Raw genomic sequence first — 23,291 nt, 5'->3', positions numbered from 1 at the left:
CACTAAATTAACTAATGCTAATGTAATAAATATAATACTGGATACTTATGTACGTACTCACATTGGTGGGTTTATGAACAGTTAGTTGATCTGCATCAACTAGGGGAATAATTGTGCAATACTGAGGTCTCAAATCTCATAATTAGCTTTGTTGCCAATATCAAAATGCAGTGGCATCTTCCATTTCTCTATGGCGAGAACCGTATAAATTAGACCGCTAAGACCGACTAATGCTGCTAGTATCGTGGGCTCTTTCATCCAAAGTACCAATACCGATAGGATTAATAATAGAGGCACGAGATTGAGCCCCTTCACTTTAAAACAGTAGGACTCTTTTAACGCGATTCCGGAAAAGGTAATGAAGATAAAGCCAATATACAGCCACTCTTTGCTAGGCAGAACGATAAACAAAGCCAATCCTATCCAACTCGACCATGCAATGATGGCGCGAACTTTCTTATCATAAACATGAATATTGGCGGCACTTAGCGCAGCTGAAACAGCAATAAAGTTGATACTCCATTCCCTGAGCACTGGAGCCGTTTCTAGTTCAAGCACACACAACAACTCGGCACTAAACAAAGAAAGCAATGACAAAGCAAACAGCGTAATGCCCAATCTATAGGACACTACGCTGATCTTATCTAACCCATCTAGTTGTTCTTTATGTTCAGGATTCGCCATCAGTTTTTCTGTGTGATTCATTCCTTACTAAAAAAGATATCACTAGTTAAGGTATTTACCTTAACTACAAACACACTATCGGGATCCGATTCACGCTTAAACTGAAACCTGAACTGATCTATGGGCGTAAAAATGGGAAGGTCGGTACGTTCTGTTAACTCATAGCCACCGTCGAGATAAAGATCGCTTTGAATTGCAAGATCATGTGCCCTTCTCTTGCGGGCATCACGATTAAAAATGGGCTGGCTGGATGCATTACTTGGATAGGAGTTACCATCGTATTTCAATAGACGCAGCGATCCATCACTCCAAACCGTTATGCTCTTCCAGCCGTTGGTGTCGGTATGCGAAATCAATACCGGTTTTTTAACAACAGTGAAGGTGTTCATTTTTTCAAACGAAGAATTGAACAGGTATGCCGAGCAACCTCCTGTTCCGCAGAAGTATGGGTCTTGCATCAATACAAAGACCTCGTCTTCCGTGTCGCCATTAAGATCGGCATAGCCGTAGTCAAATGAATAGCTTCTGTCCGTCAATCCCTCGGGCTCAAGAATCTGTTCAAACACCATTTTCTCAATGGGATCGCTGGGCGCTTCCATGACTGATTTCGGCTCAGGCTCAGATTGACAACCTGCCAACAGAGCAACAATAGGCAGTAAGGTCAGCGCTGATATCTTGTTAGTCGCTATAGGCATAGTGATTTCCCCCTGCTTAAAAACTAGGATAAAACACTATATTGATCAATAAGGTATGAGTTGTTAGACCGGCTGAACGTAGAAGTAAATGGCTAAGAAGTGGCATACCGCCCCTCCCAACACAAAGCAGTGCCAAATCGCATGATTGAAAGGGATCCGCTTATTGACATAAAAGACAATGCCTAACGAATAGATCAATCCACCTGCTGCTAATAGTGCCAATCCGCCAGAGTGTAGGGTTATCGCCAATTGATACACCACAATCAGCGATAGCCAACCCATCACTATGTAGCTAATTAAGGAGAAACGCTTAAAGCGATAGACAAAGGCCAGTTTCATCACGATACCCAGAATCGCAATACTCCAAATGACGATCATTAATCCGATGGCCAACGGCGTTCTCAGGCTCACCAACAAAAAGGGAGTGTAACTGCCTGCAATCAGCAAATAAATCGCACTGTGATCAAAGGTCTTCAGCCAACGCTTGGCGCGCTGATGAGGCACTGCGTGGTACAAGGTCGAAGCGAGAAACAGCACTATCATGCTAGAACCATAAATTGCCATACTGGCTATGGTCATAGTATCCGCGCGGTGGGCCAATGCTTTCTGTAGTAGCAACACAAGCGCCACAATACCAAAGATCATCCCTGCCCCATGAGTGACGGAATTGGCGATCTCTTCATTCTTACTGTACTGGTTACTGACTACACTGGACATGACACAACACTGGTTAACTTCCCGGCTGTTGAGTATGCCACTTTTAGCGTACACGTGTAAGCTTAAATGTTAGTTATCGAAAAATGAGGGTATATAAAGCTACGGCGCGCGTGGTCGCTGGGAGTTATTTGAAACGCTCTCGTCATCCTGACAAAAGTCAGGACCTTAGAATATTCAATCTTTACCATAGACCTCAGATCCTAAACCTTTGTTTTCATATGAGGTTATTAGAAAAGTTTGAGCTATCCTTTAAACAGATTTCATATAAAGGCGGAATAACTACATGAAAAAACTCATCATTATTGCAGCGGTAATTATTGTTGGTGGGCTATTTATCTGGAATAACAATACAGCATTGGCAAAAGTGTGCTCATCCATTGATGCAGTACAAAACCAATTCCCTGCAGATTGTACCAAGGCTCGTGCGCTGTCAGTGTTTGAGTAAACTCCCTTCATGAGTGGGCGGCTAAAGTTAGTCGCCCACTTTCACTATCAGGGTTTGTAATTACTAGATCAAAGCATGCCTTGCTTTTGCAGAAATCCATTCCGATACGATTACCGTCACCAGAATAGCGCAGAAGATTACTGTCACCTGAGGCCAAGCTAGCACAGCCATCGATTCTTGAAGCTTCAGACCAATGCCACCTGCACCCACTAAGCCCAACACCGTCGATTCTCGAATATTAATATCCCAACGAAATAGACTCGTGCCGATAAAGCTTGGCATCACCTGAGGTAGCACCCCGTAGTCAAGCACTTGCAAAGACGAAGCGCCTGTTGCGCGAATGGCTGACACTTGAGTGTGGTTAACCTCTTCAATTGCCTCGTACATCAACTTAGATACGAAGCCAATTGAGCGAAGTGCAATAGCAATAATACCGGCAAGCAAACCAGGACCAAGAATTGCGACTAACAACAATGCCCAAATAAGTGAGTTTATGGAGCGACTCGCAGCAATGATAAAAAGCGCAATAGGTCTGACAAAAACTACACTCGGCGTTGTATTTCGTGCAGCCATGAAAGCAACAGGAAACGCGAGCACAATACCTAGCAAGGTTCCGAGCGTCGCAATGTTTAACGTGTCCCATAACGGTAGCCAAAGCTGCTCTAAATAGCTCCATCTTGGTGGCCACATGCGAGAGCCTATGTCCGCGATTTGATTTGGCGAGTCAGTGACAAAGTACCAGATGGTATCTTGATTCATCACCTGCCAAGCAAACACCACCAATGCGACAAATGCTAACCAACATGCCCATTGGGTGATGGTTTGTTTCTGATCGTACTTTTGCCAAACAGTAGGCATCGATTGTAAATTTTTCATCGTATTTTTCCCTACTGTACGCGCTGGCGAATGATGGTTGAAACGTATTCACACAACATCACGATACCGATGATAATCAAAAGAATGGCGGCTGCAGCGCTGTATTCGTAGCGGTCCATTGCGGTGTTTAAGGTTGCGCCAATACCACCTGCGCCTACGATACCTATCACGGCGGATTCTCGGAAATTGATATCCAGACGGTACATAGATAAACCGATAAAACGCGGCATGACTTGCGCTTGTACTGCATAATTAACCTGTTGCAGCCAACTCGCCCCCGTGGCACGCATGGCGGTCAAGGGTGCTGGATCAATCGCTTCTATCTCATCAGCAAACAACTTGGCTAAAAAGCCAATGGTGGCGAATGTTAAGGTGACAAAGCCAGCAAAGGTACCAAAGCCAAACAATGCCACACATAAAATAGCAACGATGATTTCTTGAAAACTTCGCGCAATTGCTACAAATCCGCGACAAAAGAAATACACAGGCTTAGGTGCCAAATTCTTTGCCGCTCCCAGTCCAAACGGAATCGATAAAATCACACCCGCGACCGTTGAGGTGAGCGTCATAGTTAAGCTTTCTATTAAGCCTTGTGAAATATTGTCCCAACGACCTGCAAAATCAGGGTTCATGAAAGCGACAATAAAACGCCAACCCCTCTCGCTTCCCTCATAAATCCGCATCCAGTTAATGCTAATGGATTGCGTTGCCAAATAGAGATAAATCACCACAGACGCGGTAATGCCATAGCGAACCCAAGCATTGGAAATCAAGGGTGGCTTCTTCCACTGATTAGGGTAACTGCCACTCATGCTAGAGCCTCAGTCAACGTCGCTGTAGTCATCGAAGGCTCAGCTTCTTGTTCTGTCGTCGCATTCCAGTCTTCTTGACCATAGATGTTGGTCAGTACACTTTCATCCAGCTCACTTGGCTTTCCATCAAAAACGACCTGACCTGCATTGAGACCAACGATTCTCTGAACAAATCGCTTAGCGAGTTCAACATCGTGAATATTGATGATGGCAGGAAGCTGCTGCTCTTCGCAGATTTCACTGATCAAGCGCATGATCTGACGTGCAGTTCGTGGATCAAGGGCTGCAGTAGGTTCATCGATGAGTAACAACTTAGGCTTTTGAGCTAGTGCCCTTGCAATCCCAACCCTTTGACGCTGACCACCAGAGAGTGCATCGGCTCGTTTATTAGCGTGCTCCAGCAAACCTACGCGATCCAACAATGCGTAAGCTTCTTGTATATCTTCACCTGGGTAACGACGCGTAAAGCTACGCCAAAAGTTCACATAACCTAGGCGGCCTGACAGTACATTCTCCATCACCGTAAGACGCTCAATTAATGCGTACTCTTGGAATATCATCCCAATTTCTCGGCGAGCTTGTCTTAAGTTTGATGTTGAGAGTTTGACCAGATCTTTATCAGAAAACAGCACTTGCCCATCAGTGGGTTCAGTGAGGCGGTTAATACAGCGAATCAGAGTGGATTTACCCGCACCTGATGGGCCAATTAAGCCAACAACCTCACCTGGTTCGACGGTAAGATTGACATCGGTAAGCGCCTTATCCGATGAAGAATAATGCTTGGTTAAGCCCTTAAGAGTTAATGTAGACATGACCTTCCTTTGGGGAGGTTAGGTGGAAATTAAAATGATGTGAAGCAAGGCCCAAATTGCATTCTGGGCCTTTTTATTAAATGTATAGCTGGTTAGCTACAGGTATAAGAAACCTGGTTTGCCGTATCAATAGTGCGAATCACTTCCCAATGCTCTTGGTATGTGATCGGAACAAATTGTGCCTCACCATTGCGCTCAAACTCTTCTTGCAACTTAGTTCCTTGCCAATCGAAAGTGAAAAACGCTTGTTGAATCTTTTCTTGTAGCTCTGGAGCTAGGTTATGCGCCGTGCCGTAAGCCGTGGTAGGGAATGTCTGTGATTTATAAATCGACTTAATTTGCTGCTCGTTCACTACGTCACGCGACAACATACGATTTAGTACAGAGTTAGCAATCGCTGCAGCGTCATAGTCTTTGTGAGCCACACCTAGAATAGAGTTATCATGAGCACCAGAGAATGCAGGCTTAAAGTCCGCATCTGGTTTCAATCCATATTCTGCATCCAAAATAGCAGATGGTGCCTTAAAGCCTGAGTTAGATGTTTGTGCGGTGAATGCCAGGTTCTTACCTTTTAGGTCTTCAACGCTTTCAATGCCTGAATCAGGGTGAGTAATGATTTCCATCTCATAGCCAAAAGAGCCATCTTCTGCTGCCATCATAGTGAAAGGAGCAAAACCAGCACAGTTAACCGCAAGTGGCGTAGAACCCGTGTTAAAGCCAGCAATATGTAGGCGGCCAGAACGCATTGCCTCAATTTGGGCTGCGTTGTTCTGTACAGGGAAGAATCGAACATTCTTGCCCGTTTCTTTCTCTAGATGCTCAAGAAACTCACTCCATACATCTGCGTAAACTGCAGGGTCTTCAACTGGTGTGTAAGCAAAAATAAGAGTAGAAGGGTTTACCCATTCAGCTTCATTTTGTGGAACATCCGCAACTAGGTTTCCAGTGCGGTCTTGGTAACGTGAATCCATTGCTGAAACAGCTGCAGAGAACATTAACGCAGTAGCTACTGCAGTCTTAACGAGTTTCATTTTGCTTTCCTGTTGGCTAATAAACTGCGAAGAAAGGTAAGCAAATTAGATGACAGTTAAGTGGAATCTAGATGAAAGATTTATTTATAAAATGAATCTTTCATGACTATTCAGACTATTTATATTCAGAAAGTTACACTGAAACATTTCATTACAAATTGTTATAGATAGCTGTGTGGTAAAATATCAAAGCAAGGAAATGCTTTTGGTGGTGCATATTATATTGCAAATCTTGGTAGATTACTCAATAGATCAAATTGTATCTTTTATTCAATAACTCCAATTACTTCTATGTTTATGCCATTGGAAGTAGCCACTATTCCTATCTATTCAACCTTCACACACAATAGCGCCTATGCTAATAGACCTTATTTATTGTAAAGCAGCGAATTATCTACCAATGAGTATCCAATCTTTACTACGGTACATATACTTGCATAATGTCATACGATATTAATTCATATCGCAATGAAAATACGGAAGAAAGAAACTTGTATACTATTTAACAATATGAATGAAACCGATTTCATAGTAGTTAAATAGTATTTTGTAAACAGTTATTATTCATAACGCTTATGAATAGATATTCTAAGCTACAACGTTTAGCATAAACGTAATTCATTATTTTAGGCTACGCTGTAAGTAGCTATTTTACATGGTAGTTTTAGTAATCAATGAAGACTGTTTGTCAGTTCATGCTCGGGTTGGAGCCTGATCATAAAGGAAGAAGGATTGAGCAAATATGGGCTTTGGATTCATTCTGGTTAGAGTACGACCATGAGTACATTCAATGGTTGTTTCCAATCGACACCCCAAGCCGCTTTCACTCCCATAGCCCGATTGCCTGTCAATCAACGCAGGATTATTTCTGCGCTTGTGAAGTACTGCGTGAGGCGCAACTGCATTCACTAGGCATGATGCTCGACTTTTTTGGAATGCGCTTCTTTGGTAACTCTATTGTGCCAAAAGAAGATCTCAACATGCGCGACCACTCATGGTTAAAAGCCACTGACCATAATCATCTGCGAATCAGCCGTATCATCCGTAGCCTTGCCCTGTTAGGCCAACTAGAACTCAGCCAAACCTTTCAAATGGCGATGCTTAAAGCCGCTCGTGAGCAAGGTGAAGTTAATGAAGAGACGCTCGGCTATTGGCGCCAAGCGAATCTCATCGAAGAAATGATTAGTGAATAAGGCGAACAATCAGAGCACCCGTCGCCCTCATTGGTTCAACATTAAAACTCAATACAACCCCCGCTCTTGGTGCATAGTACCGCTTAACCTCTTTGCCAAACGAATCTGTTTGGACCGATAGAAGGTCGCCTTCCTTTACGGGTTGAAGTAACTCTACCTGAGGCTGATAGAAACCGCCGGTTTCTGCGCGGATGCTAGTCAACTCATTACCCTCCACAAACGGCGGTTCAGCGTCCATGGCTGTACCATCTGCCAATACCTGATAATCACTCAGCACATTCAGCACTCCGTTTGCGGAGCGCTCAACTAATGGGTAATCACTATAACGCCCTACTCCTACCTCAACAGTAATAGAAGGAATGTTATGTTGATTCCAAACGGTCTCTAAAATACCGGGATCACCCGGATCGTCAAAAATAACATCCGGATTCATTAGACGGGCCATGTTAAGGGCATCATCAAGACGGTAATCGGCAAATACATAGAGTGGATAGATAGTGCCACTGGTTTGGGTGTGAAGATCTATGGCAAGGTCGGCGTTAGGCTTTAGTAAATTCTCCCAAAGCTGATAAACATAGCGCTGCGCTTCATTGCCATTCTTATTACCTGGGAAAAAACGGTTAAGGTTGGCCGTGGAATGATCCGGATCGTTTGAACTGTAATCTCGGCTGTGGCTGAGCATCCCAGATAAATTCACCGTTGGAACGATCACCACCGAGCCTGAGATGTCGGCGGTAGCCAATTGAGATGCGACCTTTTGCGCCACCAGCACGCCATTGTACTCGTCCCCATGCACACCAGCTGTGATCATAAAACGCTTACCAGGCTTACTGCCCTTGTATACCATCACGGGTAAATGCAGCCATTGTCCTAGCGCATTACTACAGATCCGAAACCAAAAAGTGTGCTCTCCTACGCTCAAATCTGATACATCTAAGCTCTGAATCACCTTTTTACCATCAATAACATCTGCTAAGTATTCTGTTGCCATAATCTTCGCTTTATTCCTTGTTGCTTGGTGTTAATCTTCTAACCAAATTTGTTGAATGTCAGGCCAGCCCCAAGGGGTCATATCAACGCCATGAAACATATCCTGAAAACTCATAGACTGCATGTGGTGAAACAATGGCTTGGCGATTACTTCACTGATCAAGTAATTACCGATTGGCTCTAGTCGTTCTAGGTAGTGTGTGGATTGAACTTTCGAGCATAGCGCTGTTAGGTTTGAATCTAGCCATTGGCTTGTTTTATCGTTCATACAACTTCTGAGCGCAATATCGCTTTGAAACGCCAACAATGCCGACGTTGGCAGATTGTCGTCCAATAACAAATTCATTAACACGATGTCTTGAGTAAAACCGTCACCCTTAGCGCGTTTTGCGTACGTTTCAATCGGCACTTCTTCGATGTCAACTTCAATATCGTATTTGGCAAGCACGTTGCTAATAGCCTGCGCACATACCCTAAGCCCAAAATGGTTGTAGATAAGTATTGATAAACCTCTAAACGCTGTAGGTTTAGTTCCTGCTACGCACTCCCACGGCTTCCAAAACGGATAGAAATTATCAGCGGCTACGAGATTAATCGGCACTTTGTTTTTTTCTATATCCTGCCAAAGCGCTTCCCCTTGTATCACATGCGCTAACCATCGACGCGTTTCTGTGGGTAATTCCTTTGACGCATTTTGATTAAATACCGCGAGTAAACAACCATCCTCAACGCAAAGTTGCTTTGTAGGTGCTGCCGCTGACTTGGCATCATCTTCAGTTTGCTGAGACAGCATTTTATGACTGTATGAATTACCGCCATTTTCAGATTGTACATGCCAAACAGTCAGTTCATCGGTTAATGAGCGATACCCATGAAAAGCCTCATAAGCCCTTAGTTTTAGCCATTTGTCACTTTGTTCAAGTAAGGTAAAAGGGCCTGAACCAATCACATCCTTCTGCTTTGTGATGCTCTTAGTGACTTGGTTAACGGGCTGAATAGAGTACTTCACGTCTGACAGCTTTGATACAAAGTCTACATCCTCGGTACTTAAGTAGAATCTAACTACTCTAGATTGAGGTGACTCAACTCGCAGCAGATGCGAAAGATCCTTTTTATATCCCGGTAATTTTCGGTAGGCATTGAAGAGTTCGACAATCGCTTGCCCATGGATTGGGCTTCCATCATGAAATTGCACCTTGGGCCTTAAATAAAGTGACCACTGCTTACCGTCTTCACTCATCTGCCAGTGATGAGCAATATCGGGCGAGATATTCCCTTTAGCATCTTGTTTTACCAGACAAGAATAGAGTTGCCGTACAAAGAAGCGCTCGCTGTTTCGTAAAATATTGTGGGGGTAAAGAGCACCGAAGGTGCGGTTATAGGTCAACTGCACATGCAACTGCCCGTTGTACAAACCTGCGCCAGAAGATTGTTTGAGCAATTCACCAAACAATTGCTGATTATCCTGCAGTACCTCCAGAGCCTCTTCAAATTGCTTTTGAGAGATGAAATCTAAAGCTATTTGACGGCGAATATCGGCTTCTGAATACAGCTTTTTAAGAATTGAGCGCTGGTTCCTTCCGGTTTTTGGTGTCCACTGTAGCCAGTCATTCTTTTGCATGTCGCCGAGTAAAGTGCGCGCATAACGTGTTGTTGTATATAAAAGTTCCGATACTTCATCGAGCAATACTGCATTCTCTTCATGCACTGCATACGGCTCAAGTCGAGCAAAAAATCTCACCAGTTTAACCGGCTTCATAAAGCTTCCATTCTATTTTCATTCCTTATTTAGACTAAAAATAGCCTAACCAAGATGAAAAAGAAGTAATAAATACAATATGAGGAACATTTTTCTACTTTCCTATCTGTTTTAAAAGTTCGTAAAACAGCGATACTGAATGTGTTCACTAACAACGCGACTCATTTGAGGTGACGCTTATGAAAGCTACTCAACAAAACAAGTACGTTCTTTGCATTAACGATAGGTTAATCGCAACTAGAAATAACAAACGTAAAGTTGCAGTAGTGGCGTCATCCAAATTAAACAGCCCAACGAATAGCGGCTAACCAGTTTAAGGTGATAATTAATTTATCTGTGTTTTTTGCTCCATCCCCCCCCCCCTTGTAAAACACAAATAGGCTAATTATCACCTCCCTTTTCAGAGCTTGGTTCTTCTTCAAGGATTGAAGATAACCGGCTCTCCCCTATTTTAAAAACCAAACTTTCTTGCTCATTGACAAACCAGAATAACAAACCATAAGCATATAAAAATCAGAGAGTTAGTTTTCATTAATACGTTTTGAGTAATGGTATTGAAAGCGTTATTTTTCGATGCCTAAAAATATAAAATAGAAGGGTAATCACATGTTCAGTAACTTTTTTGCCAACCTGTCCAAGGTTGGTAAGGCGCTTATGCTGCCTATAGCATCCATGCCAGCAGCCGGTATTTTGCTGGGTATTGGCTCAGCTAACTTTGACATCATCCCACCAATCGTTTCACAGCTTATGGCTGAAGCAGGCGGCGCCGTATTTGGAAACTTACCGCTTATTTTTGCTCTAGGCGTTGCAATCTCCTTTACCGATAACGACGGTGTAGGTGCGGTCGCAGCAGGTATTGGCTATTACGTTCTGATCGCAACCTTAAAGGTTATGGCGGGTGTATTGGGCGTCTATCACATCGACATGGGCGTGCTAGGCGGTATCATTTCTGGTGCGGTTGGTGCGTACATGTTTAATCGCTTCTACACCATTAAGATGCCAGCTTATTTGGGCTTCTTTGCGGGTAAGCGATTCGTTCCTATCATCACTTCATTTGCGATGTTATTACTTGGTATTGTTCTTGCCTTTATTTGGCAACCCATCGGCTTAGGTATTGATGCCTTTGGTCATTGGGCAACAGAGCAAAACCCAGTAATGGCATTTTGGGCTTATGGCACTGCAGAACGCGCATTGATCCCATTTGGTTTACACCACGTTATTAACGTTATCATTCAACTGCAAGCCGGTGACTTCACCAATGCAGCTGGTCAAGTGTTCCATGGCGAGATCCCACGATTCTTCGCCGGTGACCCTAATTCCGGTAACCTTGCAGGCGGTTATTTGTTTAAGATGTTTGGTCTACCTGCTGCTGCTATTGCTATTGGCCGCGCGTCTAAACCAGAAAACCGCGTCAAGGTTATGGGAATCATGGTATCTGCTGCCCTCACCTCTTTCCTAACCGGAATTACCGAGCCAGTAGAATTTGCATTCTTGTTCATCTCACCTGCTCTGTATGCAGTGCACGCTATCTTGGCCGGACTGGCATACCCGCTTTGCATCATTCTTGGTGTTAAACACGGCTATAGCTTTAGTGCAGGTCTCATCGATTACGTCACCTTCTTTGGTATTTCCACTAAAGGCTGGATGATCATTCCTCTTGGGCTAGGTTATGCCGCGGTTTACTACGCAGTATTCACATGGTTTATCAAGCACTTCGATCTGAAAACTCCCGGCCGTGAAGACGTTAGCGAAGAAGCGCAAGACGCACTCCAAGGTGATGACTTCACAAAGGAATTAGTCGCAGCCTTTGGCGGTAAGGGAAATATCGTTTCTGCTGATGCGTGCATTACTCGATTAAGAATGCAGGTGAAAGATCAAGACCAAGTTGACGATGCCAGACTAAAAGCACTGGGCGCGGCTGGCGTAGTTCGTGTCGGCACAGGTGTGCAAGCCATCTTTGGTGGCAACAGTGATGTCTACAAAACACAGATGCTCGACTATATGAAAAATAGCTAACATAACTGAGTAAATAGTTTGTCCGTTTGGAGTGGAACCCTGTCCGGGGGAACCACTCCTTTTTTATTGCTCGTTATCTGGAAGTAGCGATTAAGTATCTCTGTCATTTTGCAATAAATTCAGCTTGTTACACCACTATTGTGACGTCAATCTGATGTAGCACAATAAAATAACCACACCATTGATACGGTTAACAATTCAGCAATAACTTCATTTCAAATCCCCACAAATCATGTGACCATTTATTAACCCAAAAGTGGTAGTCCCTACTCTTCGTTTTACAACGAATTCTTGATCATAAATACAACAAGAATGAGCTATTGAGGAATAATAATATGAACAGAAACGATAGTGTCCCTCTCCCCACTAACACCAGAGAGTGGTTTTTTAACCGGAACAGCCTGATTATCCTTGCCGATATTGTCCTTTTCTTTGCGCTATACAAGTCTTTACCTTTTGAACCACAAGTCGTATTAGGTATCAGTATATTGGTATTCATTGCTGTGCTTTGGTTAACCGAGGCACTCCATGTCACAATAACCGCTATCCTGGTGCCCATACTGGCTATTGTGTTCGGTATATTTAATACCCCAACGGCGCTAAGTAACTTCTCAAATCCCATTATCTTCCTATTTTTGGGAGGCTTTGCCTTAGCAGCTGCGATGCACGTGCAAGGACTTGATAAAGTCATTGCCGATAAGGTGCTAATTTTGGCTAAGGGCAAGATGAGCGCCGCGGTATTTATGCTGTTTGGGGTCACGGCGGGTTTATCCATGTGGATCAGTAATACCGCTACTGCGGCAATGATGTTGCCACTAGTACTAGGCGTGCTAAGTAAAGTAGATGCCGACAAAGAGCGTAAGACTTACGTGTTCGTGCTACTTGGTGTTGCATACAGTGCCAGTATTGGCGGCATTGCAACGATTGTTGGTTCGCCTCCTAATGCAATAGCGGCAGCGGAAGTAGGACTCACCTTTACTGAATGGATGTCCTTTGGCGTTCCTGCTGCAGTGATCATGTTACCGCTGGCTGTTGGTACCCTATATTTCGTACTTAAACCTAAACTAGAAGGCACATTTGAACTCAACAAAGAGCCGGTTAACTGGGATAAAGGAAAGATTGTAACACTGGCGATCTTCTCCCTAACGGTCTTCTGCTGGATCTTTAGTAAACCTATTAACTCTATGCTTGGCGGAATTTCAAACTTCGATACTGTCGTAGCACTGGCCGCTATTGTCATGGTGAGCTTTGCGCGAGTGGTTCACTGGAAGGACATTGAAAAAACCGCTGATTGGGGCGTGCTTATCTTGTTTGGTGGCGGTATCTGCCTAAGTAACGTGCTTAAGGCTACAGGTACTAGTGTGTTCTTAGCTAACTCATTGAGCACCCTAATTTCAGACTTTGGTATCTTGTTCATCATCGCCATCATTGCGTTATTCGTGGTGTTCTTAACCGAGTTTGCTAGTAATACCGCCAGCGCCGCACTGTTAATTCCTATCTTTGCGACCGTAGCTGAAGTGTTTGGTATGTCGCCAGTGGTTCTGTCTGTGTTGATTGCCGTCGCCGCATCTTGTGCATTTATGCTTCCTGTTGCCACACCACCGAATGCGATTGTGTTTGGCTCTGGACACATCAAACAGCAAGAAATGATGAGAGTAGGTATAGTGCTCAACATCGCTTGTATTGGCGCACTGACCTTTATTGCGTCGTTATTCTGGCTATAAGCCCACTCATAATAGAGAAGCGTTCGCCCAGATCGCTTCTCTTTTGTTCAAATACGCTCGAAAACTCCTCGCTTAAGCACAATCTACAGATACATTTCTTTAACGTTCCGTGATTTATTTGTAAGCTAGCACTAACAGTTACTACCCTTTCAGAGCAGGACGCTCGGCTATTGATGTTAAAGTCTTTATTAAAACCCATACCTAAGTTTTCCTCCCTCGCACTCTTCACGCTTAGTGTTTGTGCAACCAGTGTATTTGCCGCGACTCCCGTTGGTATGAAGTACACCATCACGCGCGCTGAAAACGCTAACAACACTAAAAATGCGATGGTACTGCCCTACTTCTTCTCAACAGAAAGCATGGGGCTCAACGTCGGTGTCGGTGGCGTTGTTCAAGGCGTAGGACAAGAACAAATGGTGATTGGTGGAACTGGCTGGGCAGGTGCTGAAAGCTATGGTGTGTCCGGCGGGTTATGGAACTATCGTCCTTGGTTTGCCAACCGCGCGTTTATTTCTGTTGCAGGTATGTACGCCTACTTCCCTGAGCAAAGAGCCTATACCAATGGCAATAGACCATTTGAAGATGATCGCTGGGGAAGTTCTGGTTCAAGCCAAGATGACTTTATTGAAGGTGATGGTTTTTCAAACTGGTTAGATTTTAAAATTGAATATGTACTGCCGATAGGTTCGGCCAAAAATGACCCTACCGCCCACTATCATTTAAGAAACGGTATGCTTGTCGATGGCATTACCAAAACCCACTGGAATCCTCTGGAAACCGGCACCACTATTTTACTGCTTCGCCAATTCAACCGATATCAGTCTTATGAAGACACTACTGGTGTCGAACGTGCAGGTGATATGAGCGCGTTTGAACTAGGTATCCAGTATGACAATACAGACTTTGCACCAAACCCCTCAATGGGAAGCAGGCAATACATTGGGTACACCTATGAGGGGCATATTGTCTCTCCAGACAGTACATGGGATTTCGTAGAGTTAGATGTCAGTAAGTACATGTCCATTGGTGAGAGTGATTGGGCTAGGCAACGTATTTTTGCATTCAATTTTTGGACTGGTTATTCACCGTCTTGGAATCTTGTTGATATAGACGGTCAGTCAAAAGTTGTAGAAGACGCTCCGCCATACAACGAAGGCGCAACTTTAGGTGGGCATGCTAGAATGCGCGGCTTTGACTCAAATCGCTTTCACGATAAGGCCAGTTTATACGCCACTGCCGAGTATCGATATACCCTTCGTTATAACCCAGTTCAAGACGTATCTTGGCTCAGATTCTTAAATATTGATTGGTTTCAATTAGTGGCGTTTGCCGAAGTCGGTCAGGTAGCCCCAAGCTACGATTTAGGCGAGCTAACATCAGACATGAAAGTTGATGGCGGTGTAGCGGTAAGGGCGCTGGCTGCAGGTTTAGTGGTTCGACTCGATTACGCGGTATCTGAAGAAGGCTCTTACATGTGGTTTATGGTCAATCAGCCGTTCTAGAGTGCTCTTCCTTTACTGCGCCAAAGTGCAGCCAACTCACCCAAAACAAGGGAAGTAAATAGATGATCGTGGATACCATATCAAGATAGGTATGGTAGTCCTGATGATTCATCAATTGTAGGTAAGCCAATAAAGAACCAACGGCTATGAGCTTACCCCACACTCCAACCTTTATTGCTATGTGCACCACTAAGGCCAATGCCACAGCAGTATGGGTGCTGTAATCAGCGCTAAATGCAGGCCAAATTCCTAGCCATTCATCGACAAATCTCGACACATACACAATACAGATAGTCACCACCAGAGCGGTTAAGCTTATCTTGCGATTATGTGTAGTCTCACGAAGAATTAAGCGCGCACTCCATAACGCGAGTAATGGAGTGTATATATCCGCAATAAGCGCCCACTGTTCAAAAGTTAGGTTTAACATGAGTCGCTTACTATTGTAGCGGTTCTAGCTTGATGATCTTGGTACGATCAAACGTGACACGGTAACGTGCAGTTCTCTCTTTAACGCCACCTGGCTCAGTCTTTTTCTCATGGATCTTAACCTCGATACGACCACGACGAGAAATGCTCACCTTACGAGATTTATTGCCCGTTGAGTACACATACATATCTCTGTTTTCACTTGGAAAACAGCGCATAATTGGCCCTAGATCGATAGTAGTATTGGTTTTGATTTTCTTAAAACCATTATATTCAAAGTTCTTAAGGCTCACTATCTCTCTAAAGAACAAAGAAATGTTTTCACGGTTAGCAATCGCGACTTTCGAATTCGGTTGAGAGTTAAACCAAGTTTCGCCAGTTCCAATACCGGTTTTTTTATCCGGCATGCCAAACCATGAGACAACACGAGGTTTATTGCGGATGATTTTCTCAAACACCCAAGCCTTTATGCTTTCCTTAAACACATCTCGCACCACATAAAGGGCGGCAAATGCGAGCACAAACTGCAAGTCGGTATCTAATCCCATTAAGCGGAACTGAAAGATCACCACACTAAAGCCTAACATGATTAAACCTGTCGCAATGGCTAGGGACAAGTAGCGTTCCTTTTCCCCTACTCGCTTACTGCTGCTGTGAACGCGAAGTGGAAGCTCGAGTAGCTTCTTTTGCAGATCAGTTTGGTTGAAAACACGAGTCAATTTTTCTTGGTCTTCAGCCTCTAAGCTCTTAACCGAGTAGATCCCCTCGTACATTTGGGTAACGCGATACTCATCTTCTGCGATTGAGAGCTGGGCAAGATAGTCTCTTGCTACTGTGGCACCTTTGATGTTTTGCAAAGTGGCAGTTTGACGAAGAAGGTACTGTTCGAATTCGTAGGAAAGAATCGCATCGACTTTACGAAAGCGCTCAAATTTCTGGTCATCTTCAAGAGAGAAGCGACGAAATGAGGTCAGGATATTGGAATGACCCTTCGCCTTCTCAATGATCTCTTCTACTGCCTGCTCTTCTTTTTCTTGATTGGTCTTAAACGATCGAATGTCATTGATAAAAAGATAAGCAAACAAGCTAATCGAGGTCTTGTAAGATTCGTAAGGAAGCTGCTCTTTTTCCAAGATCTTAATGTATAGCAACATTAAGCTGATGCTTTTTCCTTTGTGAAAGCGGCGAATCTGAGTAAATGATTTATCGAAGAAATCCCCAGCCGAGAAGGTGTCACCCAGATCGATACTACTAGGTATGACAAATTCTACTTTAGTTTCAGACTGCGAATCGGCTGAGAGTGTTTGTTGCAGTTCAATACTCTTCTTTGCCGTTACCTTCAGATCCAACATTTATTAGCACCATCCTTAATGTGACATTTTTATTACACGTCATTGTACCATTGATCCTGTTACAAAGAGTATGCCAAATTTCGGCAATAGGCACTTGAAATTACTAATAAAAAAAAGCTGACACTGTCAGCTTTAATGATTACTTTGCGATACGACTATTTTAGCCAAAACCACCACACAATAAAGGCGATTAGAAATAAGCCGATTATATTAACCATGACGAATACCTGCTGATGATTTTGGTGAGAATAATCTTAAGCGATTAGCATTACTCACTACCGTGATAGAAGAAAGCGACATCGCGACCCCTGCAACAATCGGACTTAGTAACATACCAGTCAGTGGAAATAACACACCTGCCGCAATTGGGATGCCTAAGGAGTTGTAGATAAACGCGCCCCATAGATTTTGCTTGATGTTCTTCATCGTGGCTCTACTGACCTCTATTACTTGAGACACGCCAAATAGCGAGCCTCTCATCAAGGTAATATCAGCGCTTTCAATCGCCACATCGGTGCCATGCCCAATGGCAAAGCCCACATCAGATTGTGCCAACGCGGGCGCATCATTAATGCCATCTCCCACCATAGCGACAACCAAGCCTTGCTGTTGATACTTAGTCACCCACTGCAGTTTATCCTGAGGCAGAAGCTCGGCATGAATCTCATCAACACCTGTTTCTGCTGCCACTGCTTGCGCTGTATGAGCATTATCTCCTGTCAGCATAACCACTTTAATACCTAAGGATTTAAGGGCTGCTATTGCCTGGGGAGACTCTTCCTTTATCGGGTCGCTGATAGATAACAAAGTGGTAAGCTGATTATCAATAGCAAAATAAACCACAGTCTGAGCCTGTTTCTCCCATTCATTAGCAATGGATTCAGCGCCTTCAATTTCGACACCGTGCTCGCTCATCAACCTTTGGTTTCCAAGTAGCACTGTATGGCCATCAATTTCAGCTTGTACACCCAAACCATTTAATGATTGGAAGCCCGCTACATTATGAGCGTCTAGCTGTTGTGTGTTCTCGCGACAATAGTTAATCACCGCAGATGCTAATGGATGGGTAGAACCTTGTTCTATGGCATGTAGATAGCCCAAAGTAGCGGTGTTTTCTTGGATAGTTTTTACATTGACCACACTTGGCTTACCTTGGGTAATAGTGCCAGTTTTATCCAGTACCACCACATCGATATCACTGGCTTTTTGTAAGGCATCACCATTACGAATCAGGCCGCCAAATTCTGCTGACTTTCCAATCCCTATCATGGTCGAGATAGGTGTTGCTAACCCAAGTGCGCAAGGGCAGGCAATGATCAGCACTGAGGTTGCAGTCACTAGCATGTTGATCACTGTTGGCGCTGGACCAAAGTTGTACCACATCAAAGCCGTGATGATGGACAGTATCATTACCGTCGGCACAAACACACTGGATACTCGATCAGCTAGGTGACTGATTGAAGGCTTAGAGTTTTGAGCGTTAGAAACCATCTCGATGATCTGAGCTAACATGGTGTCGCTGCCAATCTTGCTCGCCACTATGCTAAGGGTTTGATCACCATTTATCGTGCCCGCAGACACACTGTCATCTTTTGTTTTGATAACAGGAATGGGCTCACCCGTTAGCATAGATTCATCAATAGACGATTCTCCATCGACTACCTTGCCATCCACCGGTACTTTCTCACCAGCGCGAATCAACAGGGTATCGCCAATGACAACCTCCTCTACAGGTAAAGTAAGCGTTTTGCCGTCTCGAATCACTACCGCTGTTTTGGTTCGAAGATCCAGTAGACGTTTGATTGCTTGAGACGTTCTGCCTCTAGCTTTTAGCTCCAGTGCTTGTCCTAGATTAATTAGACCAATGATCATCGCGGAGGCTTCAAAATAGAGGTGACGAGCACTCTCTGGAAGCAAAGATGGCATGGCAACGACCACAATAGAGTAAAGCCACGCTGAACCTGTGCCTAATGCAATCAAGGTATCCATATTTGCGCTTCGATTTACAAAGGCTTTGCTCGCACCCACAAAGTAATGACGACCACTAAAATAGAGTACCCCTAGCGTCATCAGACCGACAACCAACCAAACAAGTTGCTCTGAGGTTGTATTCACTGTCATGGAGCCACCAAGCAAGCCGTAAAGCATCAGCGGAACACCCAATCCAAGGCCCACAATCGTGTGGCGAATCTTATCGCGATACTCTTGCTGCTCCGCCTGTTCACGCTCCTGCTCTGCTTGGGTTTCATCCAAAATTAGTGATGCGCCGTAACCTGCGCCTTCTACGGTTTCAATCAAGCTATCCGCAGAGATACTTGAATAGATACTTGCTGTTCGATTAGCAAAGTTAATATTTACTGAATCCACACCTTGTTTACCGGTTAGCGCTTTTTCTATGGTCGCAACACAACTGGCACAGGTAACACCTGACAGGTTAAGACGCGTTAAGTTGGATTCATTTGTTAAGGTCGGTTCACCCGAAGTTAGATTTTCAGTAGCTGACTCTTCGACATCTAGTGGGTTGTCTTCTGCCTCATCAGATGCAGCGTAACCTAAAGTTCGCAATACAGATTGCACTTGTTCTATAGACAGCAGGCTACTTACATCAATAGTTTGAGCTTCAATATCGACAGTAACCAACGCATCTTTATCAAGTTCAATCAGTGCATTGGTGATTTTCTTAACACAGCCTTGGCAAGATACCTTAGCTACTTTGCTGTGAATGTTTGGCAATGGCTGCTCGTTGGCTTTATAGCCGAGATTTGTAATGACAGCTAAGGTGCTATCAATACTCAAACTAGTCGCAACGCGAGCCCATTTCTTATCTTCGCTGCTTGCGATGGTAAACTGAGGATCTTGTTCAAGAGCGGCGCGTTTTATCTTATTGATACAGCCGCCACAAGAAACGCCCTCTAGTTGAAGGCTAAACTGGTTCATTACTTCTTCTCCTCAGTCCAAGACTCAATCAGACAACAAATAGAATCCCCCGTTGGTAAGCTATCTGGCAGTTCTCCCCACTGATCAAAGGTCTCTTTTAACATGGCAACATGTTGTTGTAGTCTGAGGATCTGCGCCTCTGTCTCTACAATCTTCTCTGCCATCATTTTCCGCACCTTAGGACACGGTGAACTGCCATCTTGTGTGGATGCCAGAATTTCCTCAATTTCCTTTAAACCAAAGCCAAGATCCCTTGCTTGATGGATAAACTTCAGCCTTTGCAATGCATTTAGATCATACTCTTTGTATCCATTGTCAGGATTTCGAGTCGCACTAATTAGTCCACGCTTGGTGTAATAGCGCACCGTATCAGGGGAGACATTGGCTGATTTAGCAAGTTTTGAGGTAATCATTGGCTACTTCCTAGAGTTCTCTTTTTTAACTATAACCTTAGTGTAAAACCTAGGAGCTACACACAGGTCAAGAATTTAATTAGCAAACATTGCAAGAATGAAAATGACTGCGAACAACAGTCCCACCAATTTAAGCAGTGGCCCTAAGGAACGCGTGCCTCCCGCTGGTGCTTTGTTACAACATCCCATGTAGATTCTCCTCATCAAATTAGGGTCACACTAGTCTAAAACCTATGAGCAGGTCACAGGTCAAATAATTTAAGGTATTGATTTATGGATGTTTAGGTTTCATCACTGAAACTAAGATTTGTATTGACGAGAAAAATTAATATGAGCTATAACGAATAGGAACTTTACGGATACTGACGATGCTAAAACGATTTCATTCAAATAGCTTAATAGCTTTAACACTGATACTGGCTCTGCTAGTTGCAGGTGTTTTGCCGTCAGTAGCTCAAGCAACTTCTATCGAGCATCACCAATCAGTCGAGACATCTATGACCGCGGACTGCTACGAGGAATCGCATCAACAAGTGGCAAGTGAGTGCTCTAGCGCCGCGCATCAGTGTTGCGAACAAGCCTGTGGCAGTTTAATTAGTTTACCGTCATCAGCGCTGTTACTCTCCAGCACGATTCTTGATGAAACAAGTTACTCTCTACCCTCTTCAGATATTCTACCGCCCTACAAACAAGCCGTATTACGGCCTCCTATTGTTTAGCGTTCTATTTAGCGAAATCGAATTATCAAAAAGTGTCTTACACTTTTCTAAACAATATTAATTTGCCTAGCAAGATGCTTGGCAATGGAGCAATACAATGAAAACGTTTAATAAAGTAATCCTTAGCGCATCCCTTCTATTTAGTGGCCTAAGCTTCGCCAGTAGCAATATTGAAATGTACAAATCCCCAAGTTGCGGATGCTGCACAGAATGGGCGAATATCATGGAGCAGAAAGGCTATCAAGTAGATATCCAAGAGCAAAAGGACTGGACTAACGTCAAGCGAGACTTTGGCATGCCAGCCAAGCTGCAATCGTGCCACACTGCGATTATCGATGGATATTTAATTGAGGGGCATGTGCCAGAAAAAGAGGTGGCACGCCTTCTTAAAGAACGCCCACAAGACATTAAAGGGCTGGCAGCACCAGGAATGCCAATGCACTCTCCTGGTATGGCTAAACCAGGGGATGCATACAAAGACTTTGATGTAATCGCCTTTCATGCCGACGGCACGACAAGTGTTTATGCTGAGTATTGATTGACTTAGGATGTACATTACGGGCTTTGGCAGTATCTAAGATTCCGGCTAAAGGACTGCCGGAATGACGGTAATCGGACACATTGAGCGTATCGAATGCATGGAGCACACTATAGACCACGTCATCCTAGAATTTACGCAGTAAATATCTAGGATCTTAGCGTGCACATTGCTGGCTTGGGCACTCCCTAAGATTCCGGCTAAAACACTGCCGGAATGACGGCAAGAGGACACATTGAGGGTATCGAATGCATCGAGTGTACTAGATACACCGTCATCCTAGAATTTGCACAGTAAATATCTAGGTTCTTAGCGTGCACATGGCTGGCTTGGGCACTCCCTAAGGTTCCGGCTAAAACACTGCCGGAATGACGGTAATCGGACACACCGAGCGTATCGAATACAACGTCATCCTAGAATTTGCACAGCAAATATCTAGGATCTTAGCGTGCACATTGCTGGCTTGAGCACTCCCTAAGATTCCGGCTAAAACACTGCCGGAATGACGTGAGTTGGAATTTTCGAGAGTATCGAATACCACGTCATCCTAGAATTTGCGCAGTAAATATCTAGGATCTTAGCGTGCACATTGCTAGCTTTGGCACTCTCTAAGGTTCCGGCTTAAAACACTGCCGGAATGACGGTAACTGGACACATTGAACATTCCGTACAGACCATAATGGCCGATCACTCAGATCGGCCATCTTTACTTAAACTCACTCAGGCTAAAGCGCCTGCTTGTATCCCAACATATAATTAAGCTTGCTGGTTTCACGCGTCATCTTCTGAAAACTTTTCTCATCGAAGTTGTCAAACTGCCCCATCGCTTTTGCAGACAGACCTGAGCCGCCTAAGTTCTCTGTATCCAGAGATAGAATGACCTCTCCTGCTTCCTTCACCGCTTTCATGTAACCTTGCTCTGTTGTTAGGTCATATTGGTTTAGGTCAAATACTGGCTTCAGTTCTTTAGCCCAGTAAAACTCAAGAAATGGTACTGGTTGCTTTGGCTTATTCCAGCTTACGTCACGTGAGTAGTACATCAGGGCGCGGTATGGATCATTAGCAAAATTAGTGATGCCCATTTGCTGTGGCAGGTCATCATGGGTAATCGCTGTATTGTTTAGATCATACAACCACGCATTTTTATCAGCCTCTAGCTCAGCCCAAAATGCCTGCATGTTTTCTAGGTGACGATAGTCTTTATCAACAATCACATGCACCTTAAAATCACTGCCGCCGCCTGACATATGCCAGAAGGTATTGAATGTATGATGGCCATCAGTTAGGTAAATTTCATTGTTCGGCGCAAGCACGATCGTTTTCATATCTTTACGCTTCTCACCAATACCTTGCTCACAAACGAAGGTCTCTGGCTTTGAAGGCACTGAATTGTCATCAAACGAGGTTAACCCTTTCTGACCATTCGCTTCACAAATTTCATCAAACTGCTTTTTCACATCGTGTTGGTAGCGACCTAGCTTGTAATAAATCTGATCGTAACCCACAGAAGGCTGTGTAGGCTTAAGCTCAGACAGAGTCACTTGATAGACATCCCCTTCTTTAACTAAAGCTAAATCTTGAGCCCATACTGACGTTGCGCCTATTAAAGTAGTTAGTGCAATAAGTGACTTGTTCAAACCGTTCATT

General features: G+C 44.0%; 21 protein-coding genes. 7 read left to right on the top strand and 14 right to left on the bottom strand.

Annotated features, from left to right (window positions below):
* Positions 1-129 precede the first annotated feature (129 nt).
* From OCU46_RS05905 to trhA, 3 genes are all read right to left on the bottom strand, one after another.
* Positions 130-684, bottom strand: coding sequence for a DUF2301 domain-containing membrane protein (locus OCU46_RS05905; RefSeq protein ID WP_167495348.1), 555 nt, complete (start codon positions 682-684; stop codon positions 130-132).
* Between the two features lie 17 nt (positions 685-701).
* Positions 702-1,379 (bottom strand): hypothetical protein, encoded by a 678-nt coding sequence (locus tag OCU46_RS05900; RefSeq protein ID WP_141270003.1) that lies wholly within the window; start codon positions 1,377-1,379, stop codon positions 702-704.
* Positions 1,380-1,442: 63 nt separating this feature from the next.
* Positions 1,443-2,096, bottom strand: a complete 654-nt coding sequence (trhA, locus tag OCU46_RS05895) for a PAQR family membrane homeostasis protein TrhA (RefSeq protein WP_141270001.1) — start codon at positions 2,094-2,096, stop codon at positions 1,443-1,445.
* Positions 2,097-2,379: 283 nt separating this feature from the next.
* Between trhA and OCU46_RS05890 the strand changes: the two genes are divergently transcribed.
* Positions 2,380-2,541, top strand: coding sequence for a hypothetical protein (locus tag OCU46_RS05890; protein WP_167495344.1), 162 nt, complete (start codon positions 2,380-2,382; stop codon positions 2,539-2,541).
* Positions 2,542-2,604: 63 nt separating this feature from the next.
* Here OCU46_RS05890 and phnE (OCU46_RS05885) read toward each other — a convergent pair whose 3' ends face one another.
* From phnE (OCU46_RS05885) to phnD, 4 genes are all read right to left on the bottom strand, one after another.
* Positions 2,605-3,417, bottom strand: a complete 813-nt coding sequence (gene phnE, locus OCU46_RS05885) for a phosphonate ABC transporter, permease protein PhnE (protein ID WP_141269999.1) — start codon at positions 3,415-3,417, stop codon at positions 2,605-2,607.
* Positions 3,418-3,428: 11 nt separating this feature from the next.
* The gene (gene phnE / locus OCU46_RS05880; protein ID WP_141269997.1) at positions 3,429-4,229 is read right to left on the bottom strand and encodes a phosphonate ABC transporter, permease protein PhnE; all 801 of its coding nucleotides are present in this window, start codon (positions 4,227-4,229) and stop codon (positions 3,429-3,431) included.
* Entirely contained in the window at positions 4,226-5,041 is an 816-nt protein-coding gene (gene phnC / locus OCU46_RS05875; RefSeq protein WP_141269995.1) for a phosphonate ABC transporter ATP-binding protein, read from the bottom strand. The genes phnE (OCU46_RS05880) and phnC overlap by 4 nt, the downstream gene beginning before the upstream one ends.
* Before the next feature lie 92 nt (positions 5,042-5,133).
* Entirely contained in the window at positions 5,134-6,072 is a 939-nt protein-coding gene (gene phnD, locus OCU46_RS05870) for a phosphate/phosphite/phosphonate ABC transporter substrate-binding protein (RefSeq protein ID WP_141269993.1), read from the bottom strand.
* Positions 6,073-6,746: 674 nt separating this feature from the next.
* Between phnD and OCU46_RS05865 the strand changes: the two genes are divergently transcribed.
* The gene (locus OCU46_RS05865) at positions 6,747-7,265 is read left to right on the top strand and encodes an opioid growth factor receptor-related protein (protein WP_141269991.1); all 519 of its coding nucleotides are present in this window, start codon (positions 6,747-6,749) and stop codon (positions 7,263-7,265) included.
* Here OCU46_RS05865 and OCU46_RS05860 read toward each other — a convergent pair.
* Entirely contained in the window at positions 7,255-8,256 is a 1,002-nt protein-coding gene (locus OCU46_RS05860; RefSeq protein ID WP_141269989.1) for a succinylglutamate desuccinylase/aspartoacylase family protein, read from the bottom strand. The genes OCU46_RS05865 and OCU46_RS05860 overlap by 11 nt on opposite strands.
* Positions 8,257-8,286: 30 nt before the next feature.
* Positions 8,287-10,014, bottom strand: coding sequence for an SgrR family transcriptional regulator (locus OCU46_RS05855; RefSeq protein WP_141269987.1), 1,728 nt, complete (start codon positions 10,012-10,014; stop codon positions 8,287-8,289).
* 606 nt (positions 10,015-10,620) lie between these two features.
* Between OCU46_RS05855 and ptsG the strand changes: the two genes are divergently transcribed.
* From ptsG to OCU46_RS05840, 3 genes are all read left to right on the top strand, one after another.
* Positions 10,621-12,030, top strand: coding sequence for a PTS glucose transporter subunit IIBC (ptsG, locus tag OCU46_RS05850; protein ID WP_141269985.1), 1,410 nt, complete (start codon positions 10,621-10,623; stop codon positions 12,028-12,030).
* A 335-nt stretch (positions 12,031-12,365) separates the two neighbouring features.
* Positions 12,366-13,754, top strand: coding sequence for an SLC13 family permease (locus tag OCU46_RS05845; RefSeq protein WP_141269983.1), 1,389 nt, complete (start codon positions 12,366-12,368; stop codon positions 13,752-13,754).
* Positions 13,755-13,927: 173 nt separating this feature from the next.
* A complete protein-coding gene (locus OCU46_RS05840) occupies positions 13,928-15,256 on the top strand; it encodes a BamA/TamA family outer membrane protein (protein WP_141269981.1) in 1,329 nt (442 codons plus the stop codon).
* On the opposite strand, the gene OCU46_RS05835 is transcribed toward OCU46_RS05840, so the two are convergent.
* The 4 genes from OCU46_RS05835 to OCU46_RS05820 form a co-directional block, all read right to left on the bottom strand.
* Positions 15,240-15,686, bottom strand: a complete 447-nt coding sequence (locus OCU46_RS05835) for a hypothetical protein (RefSeq protein ID WP_141269979.1) — start codon at positions 15,684-15,686, stop codon at positions 15,240-15,242. The genes OCU46_RS05840 and OCU46_RS05835 overlap by 17 nt on opposite strands.
* Before the next feature lie 10 nt (positions 15,687-15,696).
* Positions 15,697-17,037, bottom strand: a complete 1,341-nt coding sequence (locus tag OCU46_RS05830; RefSeq protein WP_141269977.1) for a hypothetical protein — start codon at positions 17,035-17,037, stop codon at positions 15,697-15,699.
* A gap of 210 nt (positions 17,038-17,247) precedes the next feature.
* On the bottom strand, positions 17,248-19,974 hold the full coding sequence (locus OCU46_RS05825; protein ID WP_141269975.1) for a heavy metal translocating P-type ATPase: 2,727 nt from the start codon (positions 19,972-19,974) through the stop codon (positions 17,248-17,250).
* Complete coding sequence (locus tag OCU46_RS05820) at positions 19,974-20,387, bottom strand: MerR family DNA-binding protein (RefSeq protein WP_141269973.1); 414 nt, start codon at positions 20,385-20,387, stop codon at positions 19,974-19,976. The genes OCU46_RS05825 and OCU46_RS05820 overlap by 1 nt, the downstream gene beginning before the upstream one ends.
* A gap of 368 nt (positions 20,388-20,755) precedes the next feature.
* On the opposite strand from OCU46_RS05820, the gene OCU46_RS05815 reads away from it, so the two are divergent.
* Both OCU46_RS05815 and OCU46_RS05810 read left to right on the top strand, forming a co-directional pair.
* The gene (locus tag OCU46_RS05815) at positions 20,756-21,106 is read left to right on the top strand and encodes a hypothetical protein (protein ID WP_141269971.1); all 351 of its coding nucleotides are present in this window, start codon (positions 20,756-20,758) and stop codon (positions 21,104-21,106) included.
* Positions 21,107-21,203: 97 nt separating this feature from the next.
* Positions 21,204-21,644, top strand: coding sequence for a DUF411 domain-containing protein (locus OCU46_RS05810; protein ID WP_141269969.1), 441 nt, complete (start codon positions 21,204-21,206; stop codon positions 21,642-21,644).
* A 725-nt stretch (positions 21,645-22,369) separates the two neighbouring features.
* Here OCU46_RS05810 and OCU46_RS05805 read toward each other — a convergent pair.
* Positions 22,370-23,290, bottom strand: a complete 921-nt coding sequence (locus tag OCU46_RS05805; RefSeq protein ID WP_141269967.1) for a ParB/Srx family N-terminal domain-containing protein — start codon at positions 23,288-23,290, stop codon at positions 22,370-22,372.
* Position 23,291 lies beyond the last annotated feature (1 nt).

The organism is Vibrio comitans, assembly GCA_024346835.1.
Taxonomy (GTDB): domain Bacteria; phylum Pseudomonadota; class Gammaproteobacteria; order Enterobacterales; family Vibrionaceae; genus Vibrio; species Vibrio comitans.
The sequence above is the reverse complement of the archived record's forward strand: the minus strand, read 5'-3'. Positions and strand labels throughout refer to the sequence as shown.